This window comes from Micromonospora sp. NPDC050417, assembly GCF_044458865.1.
Lineage (GTDB): Bacteria > Actinomycetota > Actinomycetes > Mycobacteriales > Micromonosporaceae > Micromonospora_G.
This window is the reverse complement of record NZ_JBITIH010000003.1, coordinates 202,751-216,609: the sequence shown is the minus strand read 5'-3', so window position 1 is coordinate 216,609 and position 13,859 is coordinate 202,751. Positions and strand designations below refer to the sequence as shown.

The 13,859-nt window shown below is 71.6% G+C and carries 13 protein-coding genes; 12 read left to right on the top strand and 1 reads right to left on the bottom strand.

Annotated elements, in window-relative coordinates:
• Nucleotides 1-43 precede the first annotated feature (43 nt).
• Nucleotides 44-1,351 carry a DUF2252 domain-containing protein gene (locus ACIBF5_RS06195; RefSeq protein ID WP_396808604.1) on the top strand — a complete coding sequence of 436 codons (1,308 nt, stop codon included), beginning with the start codon at nucleotides 44-46 and terminating at the stop codon, nucleotides 1,349-1,351.
• Nucleotides 1,352-1,425: 74 nt separating this feature from the next.
• On the opposite strand, the gene ACIBF5_RS06190 is transcribed toward ACIBF5_RS06195, so the two are convergent.
• A complete protein-coding gene (locus tag ACIBF5_RS06190; protein ID WP_396808602.1) occupies nucleotides 1,426-2,469 on the bottom strand; it encodes a glucose 1-dehydrogenase in 1,044 nt (347 codons plus the stop codon).
• Between the two features lie 147 nt (nucleotides 2,470-2,616).
• Here ACIBF5_RS06190 and ACIBF5_RS06185 point away from each other — a divergent pair, with 147 nt between their 5' ends.
• From ACIBF5_RS06185 to ACIBF5_RS06135, 11 genes are all read left to right on the top strand, one after another.
• Nucleotides 2,617-3,195, top strand: a complete 579-nt coding sequence (locus ACIBF5_RS06185; RefSeq protein ID WP_396808600.1) for an NADH-quinone oxidoreductase subunit C — start codon at nucleotides 2,617-2,619, stop codon at nucleotides 3,193-3,195.
• Nucleotides 3,195-4,157 carry an NADH-quinone oxidoreductase subunit H gene (locus ACIBF5_RS06180; protein ID WP_396808598.1) on the top strand — a complete coding sequence of 321 codons (963 nt, stop codon included), beginning with the start codon at nucleotides 3,195-3,197 and terminating at the stop codon, nucleotides 4,155-4,157. Before ACIBF5_RS06185 ends, ACIBF5_RS06180 begins: the two co-directional genes overlap by 1 nt.
• A gap of 87 nt (nucleotides 4,158-4,244) precedes the next feature.
• A complete protein-coding gene (locus ACIBF5_RS06175) occupies nucleotides 4,245-4,676 on the top strand; it encodes an ester cyclase (protein WP_396808596.1) in 432 nt (143 codons plus the stop codon).
• Nucleotides 4,677-4,851: 175 nt separating this feature from the next.
• Entirely contained in the window at nucleotides 4,852-5,436 is a 585-nt protein-coding gene (locus ACIBF5_RS06170; protein WP_396808594.1) for a NuoI/complex I 23 kDa subunit family protein, read from the top strand.
• Complete coding sequence (locus ACIBF5_RS06165; protein ID WP_396808592.1) at nucleotides 5,433-5,933, top strand: NADH-quinone oxidoreductase subunit J; 501 nt, start codon at nucleotides 5,433-5,435, stop codon at nucleotides 5,931-5,933. Before ACIBF5_RS06170 ends, ACIBF5_RS06165 begins: the two co-directional genes overlap by 4 nt.
• Nucleotides 5,933-6,319 carry an NADH-quinone oxidoreductase subunit NuoK gene (nuoK, locus tag ACIBF5_RS06160; protein WP_396808590.1) on the top strand — a complete coding sequence of 129 codons (387 nt, stop codon included), beginning with the start codon at nucleotides 5,933-5,935 and terminating at the stop codon, nucleotides 6,317-6,319. The genes ACIBF5_RS06165 and nuoK overlap by 1 nt, the downstream gene beginning before the upstream one ends.
• Nucleotides 6,316-8,247 carry an NADH-quinone oxidoreductase subunit L gene (locus ACIBF5_RS06155; RefSeq protein WP_396808588.1) on the top strand — a complete coding sequence of 644 codons (1,932 nt, stop codon included), beginning with the start codon at nucleotides 6,316-6,318 and terminating at the stop codon, nucleotides 8,245-8,247. Before nuoK ends, ACIBF5_RS06155 begins: the two co-directional genes overlap by 4 nt.
• The gene (locus tag ACIBF5_RS06150) at nucleotides 8,244-9,767 is read left to right on the top strand and encodes a NuoM family protein (protein ID WP_396808586.1); all 1,524 of its coding nucleotides are present in this window, start codon (nucleotides 8,244-8,246) and stop codon (nucleotides 9,765-9,767) included. The genes ACIBF5_RS06155 and ACIBF5_RS06150 overlap by 4 nt, the downstream gene beginning before the upstream one ends.
• Nucleotides 9,764-11,293 carry an NADH-quinone oxidoreductase subunit N gene (locus ACIBF5_RS06145; protein WP_396808584.1) on the top strand — a complete coding sequence of 510 codons (1,530 nt, stop codon included), beginning with the start codon at nucleotides 9,764-9,766 and terminating at the stop codon, nucleotides 11,291-11,293. The genes ACIBF5_RS06150 and ACIBF5_RS06145 overlap by 4 nt, the downstream gene beginning before the upstream one ends.
• A gap of 138 nt (nucleotides 11,294-11,431) precedes the next feature.
• Nucleotides 11,432-12,313: a zinc metalloprotease HtpX gene (gene htpX, locus ACIBF5_RS06140; RefSeq protein WP_396808582.1), complete on the top strand. Its 882-nt coding sequence runs from the start codon at nucleotides 11,432-11,434 to the stop codon at nucleotides 12,311-12,313.
• 221 nt (nucleotides 12,314-12,534) lie between these two features.
• Entirely contained in the window at nucleotides 12,535-13,803 is a 1,269-nt protein-coding gene (locus tag ACIBF5_RS06135; RefSeq protein ID WP_396808580.1) for an MFS transporter, read from the top strand.
• Nucleotides 13,804-13,859 lie beyond the last annotated feature (56 nt).

Below are 13,859 nucleotides of genomic sequence, written 5' to 3'. Positions count from 1 at the left end.
CCGTTGGGGTGGGGGGTTGGGTGGGGCGGGCTAGCCTGCCGACATGAGCACTGATCAACGGGCGGACCAGCTGGTCGACATCCTGATCGCCGAGTTCGGCGAGTCGATGGCACTGGACCCGGCCGCGTTCCGCCGCAAGTTTCGCAAGATGGCCGCCTCGCCTTTCGCCTTCTACCGGGGCAGCGCCTCAGTTTTCTACGCCGACCTGACCGGAGACTTCGCCGACGACCGGTTCCTGAACCCGCGTACCAGCCGGGTCTGGATCCACGGGGACCTGCACGCGGAGAACTTCGGCACCTACATGAACGGTTCCGGCCAGCTTGTCTTCAACGTCAACGACTTCGACGAGGCGTACGTCGGGCCGTTCTCCTGGGATCTGAAACGGTTCGTGGCGAGCGTGGCCCTGATCGGGTACGCCAAGGCGCTCTCCGACGACGCGATCACCGACCTGGTGACCCGGTTCGCCGGGACGTACCTGACCGAACTGAGGGCGATCGCGGCCGGCGGCGAGGAGGCGATCGGCTCGATCACGCTCGACAACGCCGACGGGGTACTGCGTACGGTGCTCCAGCGGGCGCGGTTGGCCACCCGGGTCGACCTGCTCTCCGCCCAGACCACGATCGACAGCTACGAGCGCCGGTTCGCGGTCGGCGACGGCGTGTTCGAGATCGACGAGGCGGCCCGGGCCGAGGTGGTCACGGCGTACGAGCGCTACCTCGGCACCCTGCCGGCTGTCGGCGGGCTGCGCCCGGTCGCGGCGCAGATCAAGGACGTCGTGCTGCGCAAGGGTGTGGGCATCGGTTCGGCCGGCCTGCCGTCGTACAACCTGCTGCTGGAGGGACACACCCAGGCGCTGGAGAACGACGTGGTGATCTACATGAAGCAGGCGCAGGTGCCGGCGGTGGCGCGGTACATCGACGACGAGGGTGTCCGGGGCTATTTCCAGCACCAGGGGCACCGGACCGCCGAGTCGCAGCGCGCGTTGCAGGCGCACGCCGACCCGTGGCTGGGCTTCACCGAGCTGAGCGGGGTCGGCCAGTTGGTCGCCGAGGTCTCCCCGTACGCGGCCGACCTGGACTGGTCCGACGTGAACGAGCCGGCGGAGCTCGCCGGCGTGATCGGCGACCTGGGCCGGGCGGTGGCCCGGATGCACTCGGTGGCCGACGACGAGTCCAGCCACGACCTGGTCGACTTCTCCACCGAGGAGGAGATCGTCGCGGTGGTGGAGAAGGACGAGAGCGGGTTCGTGGCGCACCTGGTGGAGTTCGCGCACGCCTACGGGTTGCGGGCCCGCCGGGACCACCAGATCTTCGTCGACCTGTTCCGTAACGGGCGCCTGCCGGGGCTCTGACCCCCCGGACGCCGGGGCGCCGCCACGGCCGGGCCGACAGCGTCGGTCAGGCGGCTTGGGCCAGGCGGCGTCGGTCAGGCGAAGTCGAGCACCGTCTTGATGTCGTCGGGCGCGGGGGTGTACGCCTCGGTGTACGCCTCCACCGGCACCCGGCGGCTGATCAGCGAGGTCAGCCACTCCCGGTCGGCCCGAGCCAGCGCCGAGGCGGCGATGTCCCAGTGCCGTCGGTTGGCGTTGACCGAGCCGAAGACCACGTTGTTCTCCAGCACCAGGTCCCGGTTGAGCGCCCCCGCGTCGAAGTCGATCAGACGGCCGCCGGTGGAGACGCCGGTGAGGCAGACGATCCCGTTCGGGGCGGCCTGGCACATCACGTCCAGTACGAGGGACGGGGCTCCTGTGCATTCGAGCACCACGTCGGGGGCGAAACCGAGCGCGGCTATCCCGGTGCTGTGGTACTGCGCGCCGAGGGCCCGGACCAGATCCGGCTTCGGGCCGGTGGTGGCCAGGTCCAGCACGTGCACGGTCAGCCCTCGCTGGCACGCCAGCAGGGCGGCCAGCAACCCGATCGGCCCGGCACCGGTGACCAGGACGGTCTCGGGCAGCCAGACCGACCGGCTGCCGATCCGTTCGATGTGTTCCCACGCCTTCGCCACCACGCTCGTCGGTTCGAGCAGGGTGCCGACGTCGGCCAGGGCCGGTTCCAGCCGTACGGCGAACTCGGGGTCCACCCGCCACCGTTGCCGGGCGAACCCGGCCAGCCCCTTGATGCCGTGCTCGGTGTACTGCCCGTTCCGGCACATGTCCCACTCGCCGACCGCGCAGTTGGGGCAGGGCATCGGATCGGGGTGTCGGACCACCCCGGCGACCAGGTCGCCGGGACGCAGCGAGCCGGTGGGGTCCTCCAGCACGCGGCCGAGCGACTCGTGACCGAGGACGAGTTCGGAGGCGCCGGCCGGTGCCTCGCCGTAGTGCCCGTCGATGATCTCCCGGTCGGTTCCGCAGATGCCCACTGAGATCGCCTCTACCAGCACCGCGCCCTCGTCGATCGGCGGTTCGGGATAGTCGTCGGCGAGGCGCAGCGAGTTCGGGACTCCGGGAGTGATGGTCACGGCGCGCACGTTGCCCATTCTCCCGTGCACGCCACGGTTTCCGCAGCGAAAGACGGGCGGAGCCGGCCGGGCGCCCACCCGACCGGAGGTGGGACGGGTGGTCACTTGGCTCGTGGGCTGAGGTGAACGGCGGCCCGGGGTCATAGGATCGCGGGCATGACCCCGGAGGAGATCGGTACGCGGCTGGGCTCGCTGCTCGGCGGGGCGCCGGCCACCGTCGGGCTGTCCGGTGGGCAGGCGTACGCGCGTGCCACCGTCGACGTACCGCCGGAAAGCTGGCGGGACGCGCTCCGGACCGCCCGCGACGACGCCGACCTGGCCTGCGACTTCTTCGACTGGCTCTCCGCCGTGGACGAGCTTGCCGACGGGTTCGACGTGGTCGCCCACCTCTGGTCCACGCGGCACCGGCACGGGGTGCTGCTGCGGACCCGGGTGCCCCTGTCAGCGCCGGAGGTGCCGTCCGTGGTGGACCTTTTTCCCGGCGCGGCGTGGCACGAGCGCGAGACGTACGAGATGTTCGGCATCGGCTTCACCGGGCACGAGAACATCCAGCCACTGCTGCTGCCGCCGGAGTTCGAGGGGCATCCGCTACGCAAGGAGTTCGTGCTCGCCTCCCGGGTCGCCAAGCCGTGGCCAGGGGCGAAGGAACCGGGCGAGTCGGAGGCGGGGGCGGCGCGCCGGGCGCCGATGCGCCCGCCGGGCGTACCGGCCCCGGGTGAATGGGGCGACCGCTGATGCCGCTCTGGCTGGAACTGCTGATCCGGGTGGTCGCGGTGGTGGTGGCCTTCCTCACCCTGCCGCTCGTGGTCGGGCAGCTCGAACACAAGGTGATGGCGCACATGCAGGGCCGGCTCGGCCCGATGTACGCGGGCGGGTTCCACGGTTGGGCCCAGTTGATCGCCGACGGGATCAAGTTCGTGCAGAAGGAGGACGTGACTCCCCGTACGGCCGACCGGGCGGTGTTCCGGCTGGCCCCGGTGGTGGCGCTGGTGCCGTACCTGTTGGCCCTGCTGGTCATCCCGCTCGGACCGGGTGATCTGGTCGGGCAGCCGCTGGACATCGGCCTCTTCTTCGTCCTTGCCGTGATCGGCGTCGGCGTGGTGGCGGTGCTCATGTCGGCGTGGGCCTCGGCGAACAAGTACAGCCTGCTGGGCGGGTTGCGGGGGGCGGCCCAGTTGCTCGGCTACGAGCTGCCGCTGGTGCTCTCGGCGGCGAGCGTGGCGATGGCCGCCGGGACGCTGAGCCTGCCGGGCATCGTCGAGGCGTGGCAGCCGTGGTGGTTGGTCTGGCAGGCGCCGGCGATGCTGGTCTTCTTCGTCGCCGGGCTGGCCGAGATCCGTCGGCCCCCGTTCGACATGCCGATCGCCGACTCCGAACTGGTCTTCGGCTACCTGACCGAGTACACCGGGCTGCGGTTCGCGTTCTTCCTGCTCGCCGAGTACGTCGGCATCGTGGTGATCGCCGCGCTGACCACGGTGCTCTTCCTCGGCGGCTGGCAGGGCCCGTTCGGTGACGAGTACCTGGGTTGGCTCTGGACCCTCATCAAGATCTTCCTCGTCTCGTTCGTGGTGATCTGGTTCCGGGTCGCCTACCCGAGGCTGCGCGAGGACCAGCTCCAGCGGCTCTGCTGGCTGGTCCTGGTGCCGGTGGCGCTGGGCCAACTGGTCCTCACCGCCGCCGTCCGCGTCGCGATGTAAGGAAGGGCCCCTTCTTATCGTTTTTGGTAGAGGAAGGGCCCCTTCCTAACGTGGGCGGGGCCGGTGCGAGGGCTAGGCTGACCGACCGTGGTCGACATTGACGGTGCGGTACGGCGGTTCGTGACAGACGTCTGGCACGACTCCCGGGCGGAGACGGCGTACGAGTTGGTCGCCGAGGAGTGCCCTGGCCTCGGCGGTTCCGGGCCGGAGGCGGTGCTGGCCTGGCACCGGGAACGCCGGTCGGCCTTTCCGGACCTCCGCTACAAGATCGTGGACCTGATCGTCTCCGGTGAACGGGCCGCCCTGCACTGGCGGGCCGCCGGCACGCAGCGTGGCCAGTTCGGCGCGGTGCCGCCGACCGGGCAGGTGGTGAGCTACTCGGGTGCCACGTTCCTGCGGTTCGACCCCACCGGCAAGATCATCGACGTGTGGAGCGTGAACGAGCTGTTCCAACTCCTGCAGCAACTCGGGGTCGAGGTGCTGCCGCCGCTCCCAGGTGCCGGCGGACCAGCCGTCTGATCGGCTCTCAGGTGCCGGCGGACCAGCGGTCTGATCGGCTCCCAGGTGCCGGCGGACCGGCCGCCTGATCGGCAGGCCCCACCACCGGTACGGCGCGAAGTGCCGGGTGGTGGTCGCGTACCGGCGGGCGACAGTGCAGGATGGGCGGCATGAGTGCGCGAAGTGGGCCGGTCGTATGAAGGTGCCCGGAGAGGGTCTCGCGAAGGGACTGGCGGTCACCCTCAAGACGATGGTCGGCCACTCGCACACCCAGCAGTACCCGGATGTCGCGCCTGAGCTGCCGCCGCGCTCGCGCGGGGTGATCGCCCTGGCCGAGGAGAACTGCACCGTCTGCATGCTCTGCGCACGCGAGTGCCCGGACTGGTGCATCTACATCGACTCGCACAAGGAAGAGGTCCAGGTTCCGGGAGCAGCCCGACCCCGGCAGCGCAACGTACTGGACAAGTTCGACATCGACTTCTCGCTCTGCATGTACTGCGGGATCTGCATCGAGGTCTGCCCCTTCGACGCGCTCTACTGGTCCCCGGAGTTCGAGTACGCCGAGTACGACCTCCGCGACCTGCTGCACGACAAGGACCACCTGGGGCAGTGGATGGCGACCGTGCCGCCGCCGCCCGCGCACGACCGCAACGGCGAGCCGGCGAAGGAGGAGACCGCCGCCGCCCGCAAGGCCACGACACCGCCGGGCGCCGCCGCGACCACCCCACCGGTACGCCCGCCGCGTCCCGGCGGTCCGCCACCGACCTCGGCGGCGCTGTGACCGGCGCGGACGTGCTGCTGCTCGCCCTCGGCGCGGTCGCGGTCGGCTCCGGTGTGCTGGTGGTGACCACCCGCCACCTGGTTCGCGCCGGCCTGTACCTGGTGGTCTGCCTCGGCGCGATCGCCGGGCTCTACCTGGTGCTCACCGCCGAACTGCTCGCCTGGGTGCAGGTGCTGGTCTACGTCGGCGCGGTGGTGGTGTTGCTGCTCTTCGCGGTGATGCTCACCCGGGCCCCGATCGGCGCTTCCACCGATCTGGACCGGCCGGGCTGGCCGGCCGCCCTGATCGGCGGCGGCACCGGCGCGGGGCTGACCGTCCTGCTGATCGACGCCTTCCGCTGGTCCAGGGTGGAGTTGCCGGAACCCGGCACCGCCGAACGGCTCGGCGCGGAGATCTTCGGCCGCTGGGTGCTCCCGTTCGAGGTGCTCTCCGTGCTTCTGCTCGGTGCACTGGTGGGGGCGATCGCGATCAGCGTACGGCTTCCGGGGCGGCGCTGATGAGACCCGTGATTCCGTACGTCACCGCGGCACTCCTGTTCGGCCTGGGCGTCTACGGCGTACTCCGGCGGCGTAACGCGGTGCTGGTGCTGATGGCGGTCGAGCTGATGCTCAACGCGGTCAACCTGCTGTTGATCACGGCTGACAGCACCACCCGCGCGGCGCTGCCCCACGGCGGGCAGGTCTTCGCGCTCTTCGTCATCGTGATCGCCGCCGCCGAGGTGGGGGTCGGTCTCGCCATCGTGCTCCAGCTCTACCGGCTGCGCGGCAGTGTCGCGCTGGACGAGGTACGCCTGCACGAACATCCGCCGGACGCCGGCCCCGAACCGGCCGTCGAGCCGACCGGGGTCACCGGGCCGGCCAGCTCCGGGACGGGACCACGATGAGCGCCCCGATCATGGCATGGGACGGCACGGCGAAGACCGTCGCGATCGTGCTCGGCTGGCTGCTGCCGGCCGTACCGTTCGGGGTCGCCCTGGTCGGTCTCCTGCTGCCACAGCGGGCCCGGGCCCGCGCCGCCGCTCTCGGCATCGCGGGCGCCGCCGCGACTCTCGTCGTGGCGGCGCTGCTGCTCGTCACCCTGGACGGCCGCGCCGCCGAGGGCTCCGCGCTCTGGGTCGAGTTCGGTGGCCTGGAGGTGTTCGCGGGGGTACGCCTCGACCCGACCGCCGCCCTGGTCGCGATCGCCGTGGCAGTGGTGGCGTTGGCGGTGCAGGTCTACTCGGTCGGCTACCTCGCCGACGACGACCGGTACGCCCCCTATGCCGCCCAGATCAGTCTCTTCACTGCCGCGATGCTGCTGGTGGTCGTCTCCGGTGACCTGCTCCTCCTGCTGGTCGGTTGGGAGGTGATGGGCATCTGCTCCTACCTCCTGATCGCCCATGACCGCCGGCTGCCCGAGGCGCCGGCCGCTGCGGTGAAGGCGTTCCTGGTCACCCGGGTCGGTGACGTCGGTTTCCTGCTCGGCATCGCGGTGCTCGGTTTCACCGCCGGCAGCTTCCAGATCACCGACGTCCTCGCGCACGACTTCCACCCGACCACGCTCACCGCCGCCTGCCTGCTCCTGCTCGCCGGGGTGGCCGGCAAGAGCGCCCAGTTCCCGCTGCACACCTGGCTCCCGGACGCGATGGCCGGCCCGACCCCGATCTCGGCGTTGATCCACGCCGCCACCATGGTCGCGGCCGGGATCTACGCGGTGACCCGGCTCTACCCGCTCTTCGTCCGGTCTCCGGCGGCGCTGACCGTGCTCGGGGTGATGGCCGCGGTGACCCTGCTCCTCGGCGCCCTCGCGGCGACCGCGCAGGACGACATCAAACGGGTGCTGGCCTGGTCCACGGTCTCCCAGATCGGCTACATGGCCGGGGCGCTCGCCGTCGGCTCGCCCGCCGCCGCCCTGTTCCACCTGCTCAGCCACGCCGCCTTCAAGGCACTGCTCTTCCTCGCCGCCGGCGCCGTCATCCACGCCACCGGCACCAACTCGATGGCGGCGATGGGCGGGCTGCGGCAGCGGATGCCGGTCACCTTCTGGTGCACGGTGATCGGTCTCGGCGCGTTGGCCGGGGTGCCGCCCTTGGCCGGTTTCTGGAGCAAGGACGGCATCCTCGCGGTCGCCGAGCGGGCAGCCCTCGACGGGGTCGGCCCGGCCGGCGCACCGGTGGGCTGGCTGGTCTGGATCGCCGGCCTGATCGGGGTCGCCGTCACCGCCTGGTACGCCGCCCGCCTGCTCCTGCGTGCCTTCCTCGGCACGTACCGGGGCAGTGCCGCGCCGCACGACCCGCCGGCGCTGCTGCGCTGGCCGGTGCTGGTGCTGGCGGTGCCGAGTGCCCTGTTCGGGGCGGTCGCGTTCGCCGGGCCGTTCGCCGGTTGGCTCCGCCCACCGGGCATCACCGAACATCCGCCGAACCTGCTGCCGCTCGACGAGGAGCTGATCCACTTCGGTCCGCAACTGGTCTACCCGGTGGCGCTGCTCTTGATCGGTGCCGGGCTGGCCTGGTGGCGCTGGCGGCGCGAACCGGCCACCGATCCGGCGTTGGCGCTGGGTCCGCTGCGGCCGGCGTTCGACCGCGCGTTCTGGCTCGACGAGGTCCAGCACACCCTGGTCGTACGACCGGTGGTGGCGCTGGCCCGACTCGCCCGGCGCGGTGACGAGGTGCTCGTCGACGGTGCCGTCGAGGGGATAGGGCAGGGTGGCGGGGCGCTCGGTGACCGGATCGGCGCGGTGCACCGGGCCGGCCTGCCCCGGGCGGCGACCGCCGTACTCGCCGGTGCGTTGCTGATCGGGCTCGCCGCCGTGCTGATCGGAGTCAGCGGATGACCGCCGGACAGGTGGGACTTGTCGCCACGCTCGGCCTGCCGGCGCTCGGCGCGGTGCTCGTCGCGGTGCTGCCCGAGCGGGCGGACCGGGCGGCCCGTGCGGTCGCCACCGGCTTCGCCGCCGCGACGCTGGTGGTCAGCGTGCTGCTTTACTTCGGTGTCGGCGGGGGCGGCTTCGTCCACCAGGTGCCGGAGCAGGGGCCGCCGGGCGTGCACCCCTGGCACGAACTGGACCTGCCCTGGGTGCCCGGACTGGACCTGCGGTTCCATCTCGGTGTCGACGGGCTCTCCTACCCGCTGGTCGTCCTGACCACCCTGCTCACCCTGCTCTGCTGCGCGTACACCTGGTGGCGTGCCCCGGAACCCGGCCGAGGTCGCGCCCTCGCCGCCCTGCTGCTGGTCATCGAGGTCGGCATCCTCGGCACCTTCCTCGCCCTCGACCTGGTGCTGTTCTTCGTCTTCTTCGAGGTCGTCCTCCTCCCGATGTACGCGGTGATCGCCGTCTGGGGCGGGGAACGCAGGCGGCACGCCGCCCGGAAGTTCGCCCTCTACACGCTCTTCGGTTCGGTTCTGCTGCTGGTCGGCGTCTTCGTCGTGGTCAGCGCGACCGGCACCGCCGACGTGGTCGCGTTGACCGGTGGCGGCGAACTGACCCGGACCACCCAACTGGTGGCGTTCACCCTGTTCGCGCTCGCCTTCGCGGTGAAGAGTCCACTCTGGCCGCTGCACAGCTGGTTGCCGGACGCGCACGGGCAGGCGCCGACCGTCGGCAGCGTCATCCTGGCCGGGGTGCTGCTGAAGATGGGCACGTACGGCCTGATCCGGATCGGGGTCGGGGTCGCCCCGGAAGGTGCCCGCTGGGCCGCCCCGGTGCTTGCTGTGCTCGCCGTCGCGGCGATCATCGTCGGTTCCCTGGTCTGCCTCGCGCAGACCGAACTGAAGCGACTGATCGCGTACTCAAGCGTCGGCCACATGGGCTTCGTGGTGCTGGGCATCGCCACCGTGACCACCACCGGCATCCAGGCCGCGCTGATCGGCAACATCGCCCACGGGGTCATCACCAGCCTGCTCTTCTTCGTCGCCGGTGCGATCAAGGACCGGGCCCACACGGGCGAGTTGGCAGAGTTGGGCGGGCTGCGGGAGACCGCGCCCCGACTCGCCGGGGTGCTCGGCTTCGCCGCCGTCGCCTCGCTCGGCCTCCCCGGCCTCGCCGGCTTCTGGGGCGAGGCGTTCGCGATCGTCGCCGCGCTGCGCCTCGGTGGACCGATCTGGACCACGCTCGGCGTAATCGCCGCCTTCGGCGGGGCACTCACCGCCGCGTACTTCCTGCGGATGCTGCGCCGGATCAGCCACGGGCCGGCGACCCCCGCGGTGTCCCGTTTCACACCCGGCGGGTACGCCGTCGAGCAGGCCATCTGGGCCCCGCTGGTGGTGCTCACCCTCGCCATCGGACTGTTGCCGCCGATCGCGCTCGACGTGGCCGACGAGCCGGTGAAGGCCCTGATCGAGGCGATCTCATGAACCTGACCCAGAGCGTGGACAACGTCGCCCTGTTGCCGGCGTACCTGGCGGCGGGGACCGCCGTACTGGTGCTCCTGGCCGACCTGGTGGTGGCCCGGCGCGGCGCGACCATGGCCGTTTTCGCGGCCGGTGCGGTCGTCACCGCCGTGGGGGCGCTGGTGGTCGGGGCCGGCGACGACCGGCGGACCTTCTGCGTCGGCGACGCCTGTTCCTACCTGGCCAATGGCCGAACCGCCCTGATCGGCGCCCTGTTCGCCCTGCTCACCCTCGGGGTGTTGGCCCTCTCGACATCATTGCTGCGGGCCGGGGAGGTGCCGGCGGGGGAGTACTGCTTCCTGCTCGCCTGCTCGATGACCGGTGGTGTGGTGCTCGCCGGGGCCGGCGACCTGATCACCCTGATCGTGGCGCTGGAGACGCTGACGCTGCCGCTGTACGTGCTGGTCGGGCTCCGTCGGCGCAGCGTCGCCGGGGCCGAGGCGGCGGTCACCTTCTTCGTGGTCAGTGTGGTGGCGACCGCGGTCTCCCTACTCGGTGCCGCGCTGCTGTACGCGGTGACCGGCGCACTGCACTTCCGCCTGCTCGCCACCGCGTTCGCCACCGATCCGGGACTGCTGGACATCCCGCTCACCTCGGCCGCGGTGGCGCTGGTGGTGCTCGGGTTGGCCTTCAAGGTCGCGGCGGTGCCGTTCCACGCCTGGGCGCCGGCCACGTACGACGGCGCCCCGTTGCCGGTCGCCGCGTACCTCTCCACCGCCTCGAAGCTCGGCGGGGTGGTGGCGCTGCTCGCGGTGACCGGGATCGCCGCGCCGGTGGCCGGAGCGGTGGTGGATGGCTCGCTGCCCGACGCCGTGCTGCCCGCCTCGGTGACCGGGCCGGTGCTGGCCGCGCTCGCGGTGCTCACGATGACCGTCGGCAACCTGGTCGCGCTCCGGCAGACCCGCATGATCAGGCTGTTGGCCTGGTCGTCGGTGGCCCAGGCCGGCTACGTCCTCGCCCCGCTCGGCGCGCTGGCGCTGCCCGGTGGGCGCGACACCGGGGCGTACGGCACGGCGCTCACCGCCGCGTTGGCTTACACCGTCTTCTTCGTGGTGCTGGAGTTGGCCGCGTTCGGCGCGGTCATCGCGCTGCGGTCCGGGCACGGCGACGGCGGGGAGATCGGGGACTACCGGGGGGCCGCCCGGCGGCGGCTGGCGGTCGGTGCCGTGCTGGCGCTCGCGCTGGTCGGGCTCGCCGGACTGCCGCCTGGCCTGGCCGGCCTCTTCGCCAAGGTCACCGTCGTCCGGTCACTGCTCTTCGGCGACTCCGACTGGCTGGCCCTCGTCGTCGCGGTGAACGCGGTGATCGGACTCGCCTACTACGTCCGGGTCGCGGCGACGCTGTACGCCGACCCCGAACCGGTCGAATCGCCCGCCGGGGGGCGTACGCCCTGGCCGCTGGCGGCTGCCCTCGCCGTCGCCACCGTACTGGCCCTCGTCCTCGGCTTCGCCCCGCAGTTCGTGCTGGACGCCGCCGCCGGCGGCTGGTAGCCGGGCCCGCGCCGACCTCCGTCGTGCTCCGCCAACAGCTCTTACAGGCAACTCTCAGCTATATGGGGATTGTTGCTGGGTATCGGGTTGTTGGAACGGTCAGCGGTTTCACGAGAACCGCGCACCGAAGGAGTGATAGTGCACAGCCACCGCAACGGTCTGAAGACGGCCGCCCTGCTCGGCCTGCTCACCGCGCTGATCCTGGGCGTCGGTTACGCACTGGGCGGCAGTGGGGGACTGGTCGTCGCCGTACTGGTCTCGCTGGGTATGAACGCGGCCACGTACTTCTGGTCGGACAAGCTCGCGCTCCGCTCGATGCGGGCGAGACCGGTCAGCGAGGCGGAATTCCCCGCGCTGTACCAGATGGTCCGGGAGCTCTCCAGCTCTGCCGGGCAGCCGATGCCCCGCCTGTACGTCAGCCCGACGATGCAGCCGAACGCGTTCGCGACCGGACGTAACCCGCAGCATGCGGCGGTCGCGGTGACGCAGGGCATCACGCAGATCCTCGACTACCGCGAGCTTCGTGGGGTGATCGGACACGAGTTGTCCCACGTCTACAACCGCGACATTCTCATCTCCAGCGTCGCGGCGGGCCTCGCCGGCATCATCACTATGTTGTCGTACTTCGCCTGGTTCATCCCTCTGGGCGGCGGGGACGACGAAGACGGACCCAACCCGGCGGTCCTGCTGGTCATGCTCATCCTCGGCCCGATCGCGGCGAGTGTGATCCAGCTCGCGATCAGCCGGAACCGGGAGTACCAGGCGGACGCTTCCGGAGCCACCCTCTCCCGCGACCCGCTGGCCCTGGCCAGCGCACTGCGGAAGATCCACGAGGGTACGCGGGCGCTCCCGCTGCCGGCCGACAACCGGCTCACCTCCACCGCCCACCTGATGATCGCCAACCCGTTCCGGGGCGGCGGCCTGGCCGGGCTCTTCTCCACCCACCCGCCGATGCAGGAGCGGGTACGCCGGCTGGAGCAGATGGCCGCGAACTCGGGTCCGGTGCAGTTCCAGCGCTGACCGCGTAGCCACCCGTACTCACGAGGAGATCGGCGGGACCCCCATCGGGGTCCCGCCGATCCGCGTCTGCGTGCCGGGCTGACGCGAGGGCCGGGGCGGGGCTAAGTCGTTTCATCCGGGCGGTCCGTGACGTTAGGGTCGAGAGGTCTTCCGCTCGTTACACATCTTGGTTACCGCCGAGGTCCGGGCGCATGACATCTCATGAACGAGGAGGTCCAGCCGTGACCGCGCTGCGTCAATATCTGGGGGTCTGGCGAATCCCGGGTGCGCCGATGCTGCTGGTCACCGGGATCATCGGGCGGCTCGGCATCGGCATGACCCCGTTGGCGCTGCTCCTCGTCGTCGAGCAGGTCACCGGCCGGTACGCCCTCGCCGCCGCGGCCGGGGCGGCGTACGCCCTCGCCGGCGCCACGCTCAGCCCGGTCGCCGGCCGGATCGCCGACCGGATCGGGCCGACTCCCGTCCTCGTGGTCACCGCCGTCGCGCACCCACTCGCGCTGGTGGGACTGGTACTCGCCACTCGCGGCGGGGCAGAGACACTCACCCTGATCTACCTCATGTCGGCCGTCGCCGGGGCGACGTACCCACCGCTGACCGCCGCCATCCGAGGTGCCTGGAACGACCTCACCGAACCCGGATCCGGCCGGTACGGGCTGCGCAACACCGCGCTCGCCGCCGAGACGTCCCTGTTCGAGGTGGTGTTCATCCTCGGCCCACTGCTGGTCGCACTCTTCGTACTCCTGGCCGACGCCACCGCCGCACTGCTCGGCGCGGCGGTGGTGACCCTCGTCGGTACCCTCGCGGTCGCGCTCGGCCGGGTCATGCGGGGCTGGCGACCTCATCCCACCACCGCACACGCCACCGGCCTCGGGCCGCTGCGGTCGGGCGGGTTCACCGCCCTGCTGCTCTGCGCGGCCGGCCTCGGCGTCGCGTTCGGCGCGGCCGGGGTGGCCATCCCGGCGTACGCCTCGACGCACGTCTCCGGCGACGCGGAGAGCGTCGCCGGCATGCTGCTCGCCGTCTGGGGGGTCGGCAGTGCCGTCGGTGGCATCTGGTTCGGCACCCGGGCCGCCGCGCCGAACATGACCCGTCAGTTCGCCGGGCTGCTCACCGCGGTCGCGGCCAGCTTCGTCCTCTTCGCGCTGATGCCGCACCCGGTGGCGCTCGGTGTCGCGTTGGTGATTGGCGGGGCGACCATCGCGCCCGCGCTCACCCTGGAGAACACCATGGTCGGGCGGATCTCGCCGGGCAGCATGCTCAATGAGGCGTACACCTGGCTGGTGACCGTGTCGGTGGCCGCGAGCGCGGCCGGCGGCGCGATCGCCGGGCTCATCGTGGACCAGGTGGGCGTGCCGTGGGCGTTCCTGTTCGCCGGGGCGGCGGTGGCCGTCGCGGCCGGGGTCGCGGCGCCACGCTCGGGTCCGATCGCCAAGGCCGAGGCCCGGGAAGCGGTACGGGTCGAGCAGGCTCTCGCCGCCGAACTGGTCTAGCGGACCGCTGCGGTACGCGAGGCGCGGGCCGCAGCGGTCCGGTCTAACGGCGGCCT